13 protein-coding genes and 1 pseudogene are annotated in these 13,072 nt (G+C 44.3%); 11 read left to right on the forward strand and 3 right to left on the reverse strand.

Annotated elements, in window-relative coordinates; all coding sequences use genetic code 11:
* Positions 1-89 precede the first annotated feature (89 nt).
* The 3 genes from H6F74_RS12735 to H6F74_RS12740 all read left to right on the forward strand — a co-directional run bounded on the left by H6F74_RS12735 (position 90) and on the right by H6F74_RS12740 (position 1,056).
* Complete coding sequence (locus H6F74_RS12735) at positions 90-272, forward strand: hypothetical protein (protein ID WP_190441500.1); 183 nt, start codon at positions 90-92, stop codon at positions 270-272.
* A gap of 377 nt (positions 273-649) precedes the next feature.
* Positions 650-841: a hypothetical protein gene (locus tag H6F74_RS31015; RefSeq protein WP_347269511.1), complete on the forward strand. Its 192-nt coding sequence runs from the start codon at positions 650-652 to the stop codon at positions 839-841.
* Positions 838-1,056 carry a hypothetical protein gene (locus H6F74_RS12740; protein ID WP_190441502.1) on the forward strand — a complete coding sequence of 73 codons (219 nt, stop codon included), beginning with the start codon at positions 838-840 and terminating at the stop codon, positions 1,054-1,056. Before H6F74_RS31015 ends, H6F74_RS12740 begins: the two co-directional genes overlap by 4 nt.
* 167 nt (positions 1,057-1,223) lie before the next feature.
* Here the strand turns inward: H6F74_RS12740 and H6F74_RS12745 are convergent, their stop codons facing one another.
* The gene (locus tag H6F74_RS12745) at positions 1,224-2,717 is read right to left on the reverse strand and encodes a pitrilysin family protein (RefSeq protein WP_190441504.1); all 1,494 of its coding nucleotides are present in this window, start codon (positions 2,715-2,717) and stop codon (positions 1,224-1,226) included.
* A 43-nt stretch (positions 2,718-2,760) separates the two neighbouring features.
* On the reverse strand, positions 2,761-4,329 hold the full coding sequence (locus H6F74_RS12750; protein ID WP_190441506.1) for a pitrilysin family protein: 1,569 nt from the start codon (positions 4,327-4,329) through the stop codon (positions 2,761-2,763).
* A gap of 224 nt (positions 4,330-4,553) precedes the next feature.
* Here H6F74_RS12750 and H6F74_RS12755 point away from each other — a divergent pair, with 224 nt between their 5' ends.
* The 8 genes and pseudogenes from H6F74_RS12755 (at position 4,554) to H6F74_RS12790 (ending at position 11,626) form a co-directional block, all read left to right on the forward strand.
* The gene (locus H6F74_RS12755) at positions 4,554-5,189 is read left to right on the forward strand and encodes a TetR/AcrR family transcriptional regulator (protein ID WP_190441615.1); all 636 of its coding nucleotides are present in this window, start codon (positions 4,554-4,556) and stop codon (positions 5,187-5,189) included.
* 242 nt (positions 5,190-5,431) lie between these two features.
* On the forward strand, positions 5,432-6,553 hold the full coding sequence (locus H6F74_RS31020; protein ID WP_190441507.1) for a Rid family detoxifying hydrolase: 1,122 nt from the start codon (positions 5,432-5,434) through the stop codon (positions 6,551-6,553).
* 464 nt (positions 6,554-7,017) lie between these two features.
* Positions 7,018-7,995, forward strand: a complete 978-nt coding sequence (locus tag H6F74_RS12765) for a phosphate/phosphite/phosphonate ABC transporter substrate-binding protein (RefSeq protein ID WP_190441618.1) — start codon at positions 7,018-7,020, stop codon at positions 7,993-7,995.
* A gap of 80 nt (positions 7,996-8,075) precedes the next feature.
* Entirely contained in the window at positions 8,076-8,792 is a 717-nt protein-coding gene (locus H6F74_RS12770; protein WP_190441509.1) for a phosphonate ABC transporter ATP-binding protein, read from the forward strand.
* Between the two features lie 88 nt (positions 8,793-8,880).
* Positions 8,881-9,669, forward strand: coding sequence for a phosphonate ABC transporter, permease protein PhnE (phnE, locus tag H6F74_RS12775; protein ID WP_190441511.1), 789 nt, complete (start codon positions 8,881-8,883; stop codon positions 9,667-9,669).
* A gap of 270 nt (positions 9,670-9,939) precedes the next feature.
* The gene (locus tag H6F74_RS12780; RefSeq protein ID WP_190441513.1) at positions 9,940-10,335 is read left to right on the forward strand and encodes a DUF1636 domain-containing protein; all 396 of its coding nucleotides are present in this window, start codon (positions 9,940-9,942) and stop codon (positions 10,333-10,335) included.
* Positions 10,336-10,368: 33 nt separating this feature from the next.
* A pseudogene (locus H6F74_RS31025) lies at positions 10,369-10,596 on the forward strand (hypothetical protein).
* Between the two features lie 13 nt (positions 10,597-10,609).
* Positions 10,610-11,626 (forward strand): GTP-binding protein, encoded by a 1,017-nt coding sequence (locus H6F74_RS12790; protein WP_190441515.1) that lies wholly within the window; start codon positions 10,610-10,612, stop codon positions 11,624-11,626.
* Positions 11,627-11,692: 66 nt separating this feature from the next.
* Here the strand turns inward: H6F74_RS12790 and H6F74_RS12795 are convergent, their stop codons facing one another.
* Complete coding sequence (locus H6F74_RS12795; RefSeq protein ID WP_242022053.1) at positions 11,693-12,697, reverse strand: Npun_R2479 family HD domain-containing metalloprotein; 1,005 nt, start codon at positions 12,695-12,697, stop codon at positions 11,693-11,695.
* Positions 12,698-13,072: the final 375 nt, after the last annotated feature.

The raw sequence follows: 13,072 nt of genomic DNA on the forward strand, positions 1-13,072 counted from the left end.
ACGGTAATCACTGCACTCCCGGCTACCCCACTGCTAAAAAATTTGGACAAAATAGAAGTATATTTACATTTCTCTTAAGGATGAACGCTATGTTTCCGTTTTGGGGTAGTACCTGCTGGGGATCTGAACCTGTTTCCAGTAAAGCCTATCAGGAACGCAAACTTCGATTCCTGAAATCGATGCGAAACGATCTAGAGGCAAGATTGGCAGGACTCAATGCTGCGATTGAAACCATTGAGCGTCAGATCAGTCGGGAAGATTCAACGATTTAGTGCATCAATTGCCGATTGAATATTGTTGTCGCTTGTAAGAAAGCGATCGCGCTGAGTTAAAGATTCCTATGTTTTAGCGTCTACTCATGAAGTAGGCGCTATATTTTTAGGGGTAAAGAATAGTAATAAAATGGACAAAGTTCGCCACAAGTTCTTGAACAAATATTTTTAGTAGAGAATGAGAATGCTACACAATACAGAGCTTATACCATTGAGTGTTGATGATGCAGCGATCGCAACCACCATCAACACAATCAGAAATCATTAGCGATCGCATTCTTTCGCTGACCTGTGTAGGGATGCGATCGCTTATCATTGTGTGAATCGTGCATTACACTTTGTATCATCAGTTGGTAAGTTAAGCTACATAGACATAGATGGAACCAACAAACCAGCAAACACAAGGACTTTATAGACTTTGTTACCGACTTACCAATGTCATTTATCCTAGATGGCAGTATAAAAGCATAGAACTTGTTCGGTTGGATGAGCGTACTGGCCATCTATACGTACTTGCTGGAGAGAATTTGGACTTTGAGATAAAGCCAACTGGAGGATACGAACCATGACAGCAGCTAACTACAATGCTATGAACCTTGATGAGTTACGTCGATATGTTCTGACCCATCGAGAAGATGTCGATGCCTTTCACATATACATTGATCGCTCTAAAGCTGCGGGGCGAATGATTAGCATAAACTTAAATGACACGCTTTGGGAAGAAAATTTAGCCGAGCGAATTAAAGAAATCACACCTGTTGATGGTGAATCAGAGCAGCCGTAATTTTTATCTCAAGTAATAATATATTTATTGTCACCATTAACAAGCTCTGTGTCGCTCCGTATTGCAGTTGAAGGTGAGGTTAACTCAAAAGTATTGCGAGTATTTCTAGAATGCAGAAATCAGAAGAAATATTTTGCCTTCTGAATTCTGCATTTATGCTTTTTAACTCAACGGTTACTGCTCTTTGGCGTTGGAATCGAAATATCTACCGACGTGACATTTGGTGTAAGACTTGTCAGAGGCGGATTAATTTCGGTAGCATTTCCAACTACCAGAGTCACAATGTTCTCTGGCTGGAGGTATTTTTGGGCAACCCGCTGCACATCCTCAATCGTTGTTGCTTCCAAAGCTTTCCGATAGCGGAAGATAAAATCTGGCGGGTAGCCGTAATATTCGTATCGCATCAACCGCGATAGAGTTTGGCTGGGATCTTGGAACTTGAAGACAAAAGAATTGAGTTCTGATTCTTTGGCATAAGCAAGTTCTGCTGGAGTAACTGAAGACGTGCGGATGCGTTCAATTTCAGCTAAAACACCCTTAATGAAAGGCACAGTAGCATCAGATCGAGTTTGTCCGCCAGCCAGAAACGTACCAGGATAGTCAAATTGGGGACTCCAATAACCGTAGACCGAGTATGCTAAACCTTGACGCGATCGCACTTCGTTAAACAGCCGTCCCCCAAAACCATTTAATACCCCATTGAGAACTTCCAGGGCCGCAAAATCAGGACTATTCAGCTGACCGCCCAGATGACCCATGAGAACATTACTCTGAGTCAGCTGCGGCTGATTCACCATAAAAATCCCGCCTTTCTTCGCTTGAGATGCACTTGGTATTGATGGTTCCTGTTTAACTCCCGACGGCTTCCAGTTGCCAAACTTTTCCTCAATCAGCTGGCGCATCGCAGACTTATCAAAATCCCCCACAATACCCAGAATCACATTGCTGGGTAAGAAATATTTCTGGTAGAAACTTACCAAATCCTCGCGGGTGATATTATCCAGTGTCTGATACTCAACAGTCCGAGCATAAGGGCTACTATCGCCGTAGATTAACTTCTGAAATTCACGGGAAGCAATATCACCAGGATCGTCATTGCGACGGGCAATTTCACCACGCCGCTGAGTCTTAGCTAAAGCCAGCTTTTCTTGGGCAAAAACTGGCTCTTTAATCACCTCAGCAAAGAGACTAAACACTTCATTCAAATCTTCACTGAGCGAACTAAAGTTAGCAGAACCAACAGTAGTATCAATGCTAGTTTCGACAGAAGCTGCTCTTTGTTCCAACAGCTCATTTAACTCATTACCAGAGTGCTTCGCAGTCCCCCCAGTTCGCAATACTTCCCCAACCAAACCAGCCAAACCGACCTTCTCACCAGGTTCCAAGCGATCGCCTGTGCGAATCAACGCCGTACCGCTAACCAAAGGAAGCTCCCGATCCTGCATCAAATAAACAATCATTCCATTGTCCATCTGATATCGGGTATATTCCGGCACCTTAACTTCTGGTACAGGCGAAAACTTCAACTCAGTGTAATGCCGCGCCGTGTCCGCCACAGCTGGCAACAAAAAAGAAAACAGTAAAAAAGCAAAAGAAAAAAGAAACACGAAATAATGTTTTCTTCTTCCTTCCTTACCCCTCAAATGCCCAAACCACTGCATACTAATTTTTCCTCTTCCTCTGCACTCTCAGTGTCTCTGCGGTTTATCCCTCTTTAGGCAAAATGCGCCCAACAGTGCGATTTTCCGACTGGAAAGTTTCCCGCGCCACCCGCTGAATATCTCCAGGTGTCACAGAAGCGATCGTATCTAGCTGCTTAAACAGATTTCGCCAAGAACCAGTCTTCACCTCATACTCCACCAGAGAAGTAGCCATGCCCATATTAGAATCGAGCGATCGCAACAACTCAGCTCTAGCCTGAGTCTTCACCCTCTCCAACTCTTTAGCTGAAACAGGTTCCGATTTAAGCCGCTCAATCTCCTTACTCAAAGACTGCTGCACCTCGTCAACCGTATGACCGGGAGCTGTAAGCGCGTAGAACAGCATCAAATTCGGGTACTTATCCCCCGGAAAGCCACTGAAACCCTGAGCCGCCAGAGCTACTTGCTGTTCTTCCACCAAAGACCTATACAGGCGAGATGTGCGCCCATCGCTCAGCAAACGACCGATAATTTCATAAATCGCATTATCAGGATGACTCATTGCTGGACGATGATAACCTTCCAGATACCAAGGCTGAGATGGTAGCCGCAAAGTCACTTCCTGCGCTTGGGTTTGCTTTGGTTCCACCGCTGTTAACTTCGGCGGTGCAGGCGCAGCCTTGTAGCGTCCAAAGTAAGTCTGAGCCAGCCGTTTAACTTCCGCTGGGTCAACATCTCCCACAATCCCGATTGTCAAATTATTGGGGACGTAGTAAGTATCGAAAAACTTCTGCACATCCTCGCGGGTGAGATTGCGGATATCTTCGTTGTAGCCAATCACCGGACGACGATAAGGATGCACTTTGAAAGCTTTGTCAATAAAAGCTTCAATCATTTGACCAATCGGAGAATTATCAGTCCGCAGCCGTCGTTCTTCCAGAATTACCTGCTGCTCTTTATAAAACTCCCGAAAAACTGGATCTAAAAACCGCTCCGACTCCAGCGACATCCAGAGTTCCAGCTTGTTAGCAGGAAAGCTGAAGAAGTACATTGTGGCATCTGTTGAGGTTGCTGCATTCAGCCCCACGCCTCCAGCTTGCTCTACAATTTGACCCAGCTCATTTTGCTTGGCAAATTTAGTAGCCTCAGCCTCAACTTTGGCAAACTCAGCTTCCAAAGATGCTACCTCTGCCTCTTTTTTAGCAGCTTTGGCTACCCGAATTTGTTTAGCCAACTCATCCAAGCGGTCTAAAAGCGGCTTTTCTTGCTGGTAATTCCGCGTTCCGATGCGCGTAGTTCCCTTAAAAGCCAAATGCTCTAGAAAGTGAGCTACACCCGTTTGACCATCAGGTTCGTTAGCACCGCCGACATCAGCGTAGGTGAAAAACGAAACTACAGGCGCTTCGTGCCGTTCCAGCACAATAAACTTCAGACCATTATCCAGCTTAAATTCAGTCACCTTCTCAATGACGCGATCTAGGTAGGGCTGGATAGATTGAGCAGTAGATGGAGGTGTCTGGGTACGAGCCACAGCCGCCTCTGGGAGCATTCCCCACGAGAGGAGAAAAACTAGCAAAAAAGCCAAAAGAGCCGAACAGTGGCGTTTTGTTGACCATTTGGGGACTGGTTTCATAGCCTCCCCTAATAGTTGCTCGGTTTTTGGGATTGGGATAAACAGGAATCGACAAAACTGGCTCATACGGTACAAAAATCAAGCAGCGCTAATTCCAAGATATTGACTTTAACGTGGATTGCGTGCTGTTAACAATGTGTGAAGCTTTGAGCGATCGCGCAACTGTGCATTGCACAATAGCATTAACGTGTAAGTGGCAATCCATTAATCTAATTCTTCTCAATATGGGAATTTTTAACCGGAAATCCGTAGGGGCGACCAAGCAAGTCGCTCGTACAGAGGACGATACGCACACCAAGATTTTGAGCGCAGCCCAGCGGTTGTTTGCCCGTCAGGGATATGAGGGGACAACGACTCGCGATCTCGCCGCCGCGGCTGGGGTTGCCGAAGGTACGCTGTTTCGTCATTTTCCGACTAAAAAAGCCATTTTGATTGAAGTGGCGACCCAAGGCTGGGTGGAAATTCTCACGGATTTGTTGACAGAATTGAGCGAAATGGGCAGCTATAAAGCTGTGGCTCAAGTGATGCACCGCCGGATGATGAATTTGCATGAAAATGCAGATATGCTGCGGGTTTGTTTTACGGAGGCGCAGTTTCATCCAGAGTTACGCGATCGCATCCAAGTTGAAGTTATTGTCAAAATGACCGACGTTGCTGAAGCTTTTTTTCAAACAGCAATGGATAAAGGGATTTATCGTCGCACAAATCCCCGAATTGTCGCCCAAGTTTTCTTAGGAATGTTCACAATTGCAGGTTTTAGCCAAGATACGCTGATGGGAGGTAGTTCTTCTCCTAAAGCAATGCAGGAAATGGCTGAAGGTTTGGCTGATATTTTCCTCAATGGTGTGTTGGCGAAATAAATTCACCCCGCCATTAACTGGGCGGTTGAAACCGCGTCTATACGAGACAAAACCCGCCTGCGCGGGTTTCAAAACCTTTGATTTGTCTTAAGTCCGCGCAGGCGGACTTAGTTTGTGAAGCCGCGATTTCTAATCGCCAGGGCTTATTGTGATTTGGGCTATTAGACTTGGAACAAATTCCAAGGCGGTACTGAAACAAAGCGGTAAACTGATGCAAGGGCGCGATAATTGCTAAACCAACAATGGACGCTGAAGAACTTCTAGAAAGATACGCAGATGGAGAACGAAAATTTCATTCTGTACAACTGAGTGGGGTAAATCTCAAAGAAGCAGACCTGAGTGAGATAGACCTATATCGAGCAAATTTGACTGGAACCGACTTGAGTGGGGCAACTTTAACCAAGGCTAATCTGTGGGAAGCAAATCTTAGTAGGGCATCCTTGACAGGTGCAAAGCTGAATCGGGTGCAGGGTGGTTCACTAAATCTAAGTTGGGCAGACCTTAGCGGTGCTGACTTAAGTGGTGCAAAGTTGAATAATGCAAATCTGAGTGGGACAGACTTAGCTGGAGCAGACTTAACTCAGGCAGACTTAACTAATGTAAACTTTCAAAATGCAAATCTCCAGGGAGCTAAACTCCGGGGAGTAAGCCTGAGTAAACTCGATTTGTCAGGCGTGAATCTCGCTAATGCAGATTTGACTGGAGCATCCCTGGGAGAGGCGAATCTTAGAAAAACCTGTTTACGAGGAGCAAATCTAGAGAGAGCAAGTCTTCGAGGGGCAAATTTGATCGGGGCAAATCTGGACAGGGCAAACTTGAAGAAGGCAGACTTAACTAATGCCAACATTTATGGAGCGAACATCCAAAATGCGGACTTTAGCAATGCAATAATGCCTGATGGAGAACGCTACAAGCCGGAAGCCTCCGATACAGAACCCCGCAAACAGGAAACATCGTTACCAACACAAATAGCAATGACTCGCAAAGTAATTCGTACAGAAAACGCACCAGCACCAGTCGGGCCGTATAATCAAGCGATCGCTGCTTCTGGTCAAATGATCTTCGTCGCTGGTCAAATTGCCATCGACCCCAGAATAGGCGATATTGTCTACACCGACGATGTAGCTAAACAAACAGAACAGGTAATGGCTCATCTTGAAGCTATTCTCACTGCTGGCGGTGCTACCTGGCAAAATGTGGTAAAAACCACCGTTTTTCTCAAAGATATGAATGATTTTGCCGCGATGAATGCAGTTTATGGTAAATATTTTGATGCCGAAACAGCTCCCGCCCGTGCTTGCGTAGAAGTAGCCCGTCTCCCCAAAGATGTGCTGGTAGAAATTGACTGTATTGCCGTGATTTAAATGGTGCGGCCCTAAAGGGTGGCGCTAGATAAATAGGACTTACGCACTTGGAACCAGGAAATAAATTTCCTGGCTAAAAGCCCAAGTCAGTTGAAACTGACTAAAAAACCTCAAACCAACCCATTTCAATGGGTTTGAGCTTTGATCCGGAACTTTAGTTCACGGCAAGTGCGTAAGTCATGATAAACAAAGCCTCCTGACCCAGGCTTTTACTTTTTTAAGTCCGCCAAGGCGGGCTTAGTTTTTGGAGCATCGAGGCTTTAGCCTGCGGGTGATCTGTGGGATACGTATACTGTGGGTATCTTTTAGCGATCGCACCATAATAATATATTTAATCTTATTGACTTTTTTTCCTAAAAGTTATTGACTTTTGCTGTCAAACGTTTAAGACTTTACTAAGTGCTTGTTGCCACTATTTCTCTATAAACAGTGGCATAGTCTTTTTTTTCAACGGAGCGTTCAAAATAATTGTGAAGAAGAACATTTTACTTGGTGCAGGTGCTGTAGCGGTAGCACTGGCAGGTTTGGCTATCAACACGGTTGCAAAAATGCCACAGGCGTTGGCAGACAACTCCGCCAACAACCAAGTGCAAAGTCCCATTGCTCAGGCTCGTGTTAGACGTTTGACAGTTGCTTTCCCTGGACGAGGAGATACCGCAGATTTACAAAACAAGGCAAACGCTGTAGCACAGTTTTTGTCAAGAGAGCTGGGAATGCCAGTTGACGCATTTGTTGCTGATGATACATCTGCTGTGGAAGCCTTGAGAGCCAACAAAGCTGATGTTGCCTTTTTGAGCAGTCGTCCCGCTTTGAAAGCTCAGCAGCTGGCCAATGCTAGATTGTACCTAGCCGAAGTGCGTCCAAATTATTCTGGAAGACACACTTATAGATCCGTTTTTGTAGTACCCGTTAATAGCCCGCTGAAAAGCCAAGCAACAGCTAAGCAGACGCTGGAACAACTGCGCGGCAAAAAAATGGCTTTCACTTCCCCCACCTCTGGATCTGGGTTTATTTTCCCAGTCGGTGAGATGGTAAGACAGAGATTGGTGCCGAATCGCGATCGCTTAAACAATTTCTTCGGACAAATCTCATACGGTAACAACTACAGCGGAGCCTTGCAAGCCGTTCTGAGAGGTCAGGCAGATGTAGCAGCAGTCTCAGAATACGCCCTTTTCCCCCCATATATCACCGCAGAAGAAGCCAAAAAACTGCGGGTTCTTCATGGAATTTCTGGAGTACCTGCTCACGGTGTCGCCATTGATGATGACGTACCAAACCCCATGCGGGAAAGAATCATCAACGCCATGCTGAAGTTGAATCAGCCAGCGAATAATCAACTGCTAAAAAACCTGTATAACTCTACTGAATTAGTTAGAGTTAACGGCAATCAGCATTTACAACCAATGCGCGAAGCTCTAAGTCGTGCTGGATTTGAACCATAGAAATTTGTTAATTGCTAATAGTTAATAGCAATTAGCAATTAGCAACTGGCAATTAGCAATTAGCAATTAGCAATCCTGCAATGACCATTGAATGCCAAGACTTAGAAACGCCCTATGCAGTATCTTTGAATCGTCCGATTCTAAACCGGATCAATTGCAAGATTGGCCAGGGTGAATTTGTCGCTTTGCTAGGACTCAATGGGGCGGGAAAATCCACACTGTTGCGATCGCTAGTTGGGTTAGTTCCAGTGCAGCGGGGAGAGATTCGCATCAACGGTGTAGCAGTGACTCCCCGCACCTTGCCTAGAATTCGGCGAGACGTAGGCATGATTTTTCAAGGCGGAGGGCTGATTCGGCAACTCACCGCCTTGGAAAACGTGCTTGTGGGACGTTTGGGAACGTTGTCAACTTGGCAAAGCTTGTGGGGATTTAAGCCACGCGATCGCCGTCAAGCTTTAGAACTCCTGAGTCAGTTGGGGTTGCAGGATCAGGCTTATCAAAAAACTGGTCAACTCAGCGGCGGACAGCAACAACGGGTAGCGATCGCCCGCGCCCTCATCCAATCGCCACAAATCCTCTTAGCAGACGAACCCATCGCCGGGTTGGATATCATGGCTTCCCGACAAGTGATGCAAACTTTCGCCCAGTTACATCGCGATCGCCAGATGACGATTGTAGTAGTTCTGCACGATTTGAGCATTGCCGCCGCCTACGCCCAACGAGCTATCGTCCTTGATACAGGTCGTATAGTCCATGATGGCGACTGCGAAAACTTACCATCCCAATTTTCAAGATAAAGAAATTAAACGCAAGCGATCGCACAGGTATTCCCGTACCTTTGCGCTTTCCTTTGCTACCTAGAGCGGTTAAAAAACAAATTTATTTATGAAAAACTTTGCGAGTTTCTGGAAACGCTACACCTGGGTTAATCGCCTAATTATACTGATTATTATTGTTTTGGTATATGCTTGGGCGTTGCAAGGCTTAAAAGTAGATTTAGCACTCCTTAAGGATAGCTGGCCCTACGTAACTGATTTTATAACCCGTTTATGGCCTCCCAATTTTGACGTTTTAGATGTGGCGATTGAGAGGCTAATTGAGACAATTCAAATGTCTTTGTGGGGAACCACTATTGGCGCAATTATTTCCTTGCCAGTTGCGATTTTCTCCGCCCGAAATTTGGCACCTGGTTGGTTACGATTCTGGGCTAATTTTCTGCAAAATGCCGTGCGTTCTATTCCCTCAATTGTTCTAGGGCTACTTTTTGTAGCCGCAACCGGACTAGGCGCACCAGCCGGAACTTTAGCATTAGGCATCTACACTGTGGGCTATTTGGGTAAATTTTATCAAGAAGCAATTGAAGCTGTCGATCAACGCTCTATCGAATCTTTGCAAGTTGCTGGTGCTTCTTGGCTGCAAATTGCCCAATACGGAATTTTGCCACAAGTAATGCCTTTGGGATTAGGCTATACCTTGTATATGTTTGAATATAATATTCGCGCCGCCTCGGTGTTGGGTGTCGTTGGTGCGGGTGGCATTGGTTTTGAGTTAGTTAACTACATCCGTGGCTTTGAATACAATAAGGCAACGACGATGATGTTGGTGCTGTTGGTAGTCGTCACCGCAATTGATGCCCTCAGTAGTAAGCTGCGTCAACGGCTAGAGGCAATGTAGCAATCTATTGCACTCGAAACTGTAAAGTACCCTGCCCGAAATCAGTTTGGTGGTACAATGATAATCATTATCAACAAGTATGCGATCGCGTTCCTGCATCGTCTATAGTAATTCGAGGGTTGGGTGCGATACACCTGTGGGGACATTCCCATGTCCCTACCAAAGTGGCGATAACGTCAAAACCGCGATATATTCCACCAAGCTGAGAAAGGCTATACCTTTTTCAAATTCCCATTTCCCCAAGTGTAGTTTTTCAACAATATTATTCCCATGACTGAACACGTTTTATTTGTTTGCAAATCCTGTTCATTTTCGTCAACCGAACGAAAACACATGAACCAAACTGGGGGCGATCATTTGCTGACTCAGCTATCGGATTTGTATGAAAATTGGTCTTTACAATCAGAGTTTGCAATTCAAGAAGTTGAGTGTCTAAGTGGATGCGATCGCTCGTGTACTATTGCCTTTTCTGCTCCTAATAAAGCTACCATCATGTTTGGCGATTTACCACCTTTAGAGAGTGCAGCAGAAATCCTCAAATTCAGCGAACAATACTTTACCAGTGCCACAGGTATTATCCCACGACAAGAACGACCAGAAGCCCTAAAAAAAGGCATTCTTGCTCGAATTCCGCCTTTACCCCAAGCTACCCAGGCTAGTTTTTAAGTAAGATAAGAACCATTATCAGAAGCCTCTGTCATGTCGTCCACCGCTTCCCCATTACCAAATTCCCTAGCACGAATTGTAGAACGCTTTCAACGCCAAGCCGATCCCAAGCGACGCTATGAGCAACTAATTTGGTACGCCAAGCGGCTAGAAGAATTTCCAGCCGACACCTTCTAACGCAATGGATTTTACAACATTTTCCAAACCATGCAGAAAAAGGCTTGGGAATATCAATTACAAATTTCCGATCAGCTCAATTAACAAAGAAAGAGCAATGACAAATATCACAGCAACAACACCAGACGCAATATTGGATATTCCTAAACGGGGAATGCCAGTAACAATTATTACAGGGTTTTTGGGTAGTGGCAAGACAACCCTGCTAAACCATATTTTACAAAATCGCCAAGACTTAAAAGTGGCAGTTTTAGTTAATGAGTTTGGCGATATTAATATTGACAGCCAGTTGTTGATTTCGGTTGATGAAACCATGATGGAATTAACTAATGGCTGTATTTGCTGCACCATTAACGATGGATTACTTGATGCAGTTTACAAGGTGATAGAAAGAAGCGATCGCATCGACTACTTAATTGTTGAAACAACCGGAGTCGCCGATCCATTACCAATTGCTTTAACCTTTATTAGTACAGATTTGCGGGATTTAACCAGGATTGATTCTATCTTAACTTTGGTGGATGTTGAAACATTTACACCAGAGCATTTTGAAAGCGATGCCGCCCTCAATCAAGTTTCTTATGGTGACATCATTCTGCTAAATAAAACAGATTTGGTTCCAGAAGAGAAAGTCAAGGAATTAGAAGAATACATCCGCACAGTGAAAGTAGGGGCGAGAGTTTTACGAACCTCCTACGGACAAGTTCCTCTGCCACTAATTTTAGATGTGGGATTTTCCCAAGCGGAATCTTATGCAGCTAAACAGGAATCCAGTCACGCTCATCATCATCACCATCACGATCATCATCACGATCATTCCCACCACTTAGAAAATGATGGTTTCATGTCATTTTCTTTTCAGAGCGATCGCCCTTTCCTCTTAGAGAAATTTCAATACCTTTTAACTGACCAATTGCCAGATGATGTTTTTCGCGCCAAAGGGTTACTCTGGTTTAAGGAAAGCAGTTTACGTCACATCTTTCAACTGTGCGGCAAACGAATTGAGTTGAAAACTGATAAGTGGTCTTCTCAGAAAAGCAATCAGCTGGTATTTATTGGGCGTAACTTGAACATAGCCCAAATTCAACAGCAGTTAAAAAACTGCCTTGAGTAAATAATAAGGGAATATTCAATCCTATCATCCTCTAACTCAACAACAGCGCCTACTAAAGCGTAAGTTCTACCTAGCATTCACAAACACGCTTTTTGAGAAAACTAATTTGTTAATAGCAACCGACCATTCGTTAGTTGCTAGTTGATTAGCCTCATACCCAATTGTGTCATGAGAGACTTTCTTCAAGTTGGGGAAACTCATATAAGACTTGTCCACTGGTACTTTGAGAGTATTCCCAAGAATTTCATCCTCTACTACAGACACATTCTTCATTAGGTTAGTAATGATTTGTCTACCAGAGGGCGTTACCTCCAAGTAGCGTACCCCTTGTTGTATATAACGATAGACAACATTCCAGAAAAAGTTTGGGAAACCTAAACGCAAGTCCTCTGGATGATGATAGCCCAAATTTTTATTGACACCAGTTTCTTCAAACTCGTAAAACAGTGCTGTAATTTTTTGCAAGTATTGCGGGTCTGAAAGCTGACCGATTAAATCAGCAGCGCGAACTAGACCGGGATAGTTAACAGTATCTTGATGTTCCTCATCAGGGGGGACTGGGAAACGGGTCAACTCAATGTTGTGCTTAATCACTTCCACATTAATCAGTGGATGACCCGAAAAACACTCCTCAACAAACAATTTCCCCCGGTCTACATGATAAGGAGTCAGGCTTGCATCCGTGGAACCGAGTGGTAAAGAAATTGTCTCACCTTTTATTCCCTTAGCATACAACCTCTCATTAAGTTGGTCTTGACGACAGACACGCTTAACATAGCCAATGTCATGACACAGCAAAGAAATTATTGTATGCAACCAATCTTCACAGGAAACACTCCCTTCACTTTGGTGCTTCCCCTGCAAAATTTCTTGTCCTACTAAAGTCACAAGGATAGTGTGTTCAACGTTGTGATACAAAGCGTTGCTAGTAGCAATGTTTTCCAGCACCATATTTGCGACCCAGCTAATCAGGTCAACATAATCGGGTTTAAGATTTCCGTAAGTCTGGCGATAACCAGCTTGGAGGCGTTCAACGCAAGTACCAATCATTGCCTTTGTGAAACTAAACATTGCTCTTCCCCTGATTTCATTAGTAGCTTTTGAAATAAATACACGCTTATGCTGTCAATCTTTTAAATAGGCTATTGGGTAATTCTTTTCATTCAAGTAGTTAAGAGGGAAACCCTTGTTACAATCTTGATGCCTAGTTCATAAGAAAGCAACCAGAAAAACTCATCGATTTTTAGCTGTCCTCAAATTACTTCACAAGAATTAGATTAAATAATTGATGTGAAAAATAGAAATCTCATAAAACCTCAGAAAATATCAGGCTAACCTCACAAAAAGCTATAAATCTACTATTCTCTAATATCGCGCGTTTCTCCCTCTAAATAGTGTGATCGTTTCAATCGGTAAGTTGTGATAATTACTGGCTGATAGTTGTGA

The organism is Trichocoleus sp. FACHB-90, assembly GCF_014695505.1.
In the GTDB taxonomy this organism is placed as follows: Bacteria; Cyanobacteriota; Cyanobacteriia; order Cyanobacteriales; family FACHB-T130; genus Funiculus; species Funiculus sociatus.

Excerpts from the sequence above, each read along its gene's own strand:
- H6F74_RS12735 (WP_190441500.1), top strand. The coding sequence starts at position 90 with ATGTTTCCGTTTTGGGGTAGTACCTGCTGGGGATCTGAACCTGTTTCC.
- H6F74_RS31015 (WP_347269511.1), top strand. The coding sequence starts at position 650 with ATGGAACCAACAAACCAGCAAACACAAGGACTTTATAGACTTTGTTAC.
- H6F74_RS12740 (WP_190441502.1), top strand. The coding sequence starts at position 838 with ATGACAGCAGCTAACTACAATGCTATGAACCTTGATGAGTTACGTCGA.
- H6F74_RS12745 (WP_190441504.1), bottom strand. The coding sequence starts at position 2,717 with ATGCAGTGGTTTGGGCATTTGAGGGGTAAGGAAGGAAGAAGAAAACAT.
- H6F74_RS12750 (WP_190441506.1), bottom strand. The coding sequence starts at position 4,329 with ATGAAACCAGTCCCCAAATGGTCAACAAAACGCCACTGTTCGGCTCTT.
- H6F74_RS12755 (WP_190441615.1), top strand. The coding sequence starts at position 4,554 with ATGGGAATTTTTAACCGGAAATCCGTAGGGGCGACCAAGCAAGTCGCT.
- H6F74_RS31020 (WP_190441507.1), top strand. The coding sequence starts at position 5,432 with ATGGACGCTGAAGAACTTCTAGAAAGATACGCAGATGGAGAACGAAAA.
- H6F74_RS12770 (WP_190441509.1), top strand. The coding sequence starts at position 8,076 with ATGACCATTGAATGCCAAGACTTAGAAACGCCCTATGCAGTATCTTTG.
- phnE (WP_190441511.1), top strand. The coding sequence starts at position 8,881 with ATGAAAAACTTTGCGAGTTTCTGGAAACGCTACACCTGGGTTAATCGC.
- H6F74_RS12780 (WP_190441513.1), top strand. The coding sequence starts at position 9,940 with ATGACTGAACACGTTTTATTTGTTTGCAAATCCTGTTCATTTTCGTCA.
- H6F74_RS12790 (WP_190441515.1), top strand. The coding sequence starts at position 10,610 with ATGACAAATATCACAGCAACAACACCAGACGCAATATTGGATATTCCT.
- H6F74_RS12795 (WP_242022053.1), bottom strand. The coding sequence starts at position 12,697 with ATGTTTAGTTTCACAAAGGCAATGATTGGTACTTGCGTTGAACGCCTC.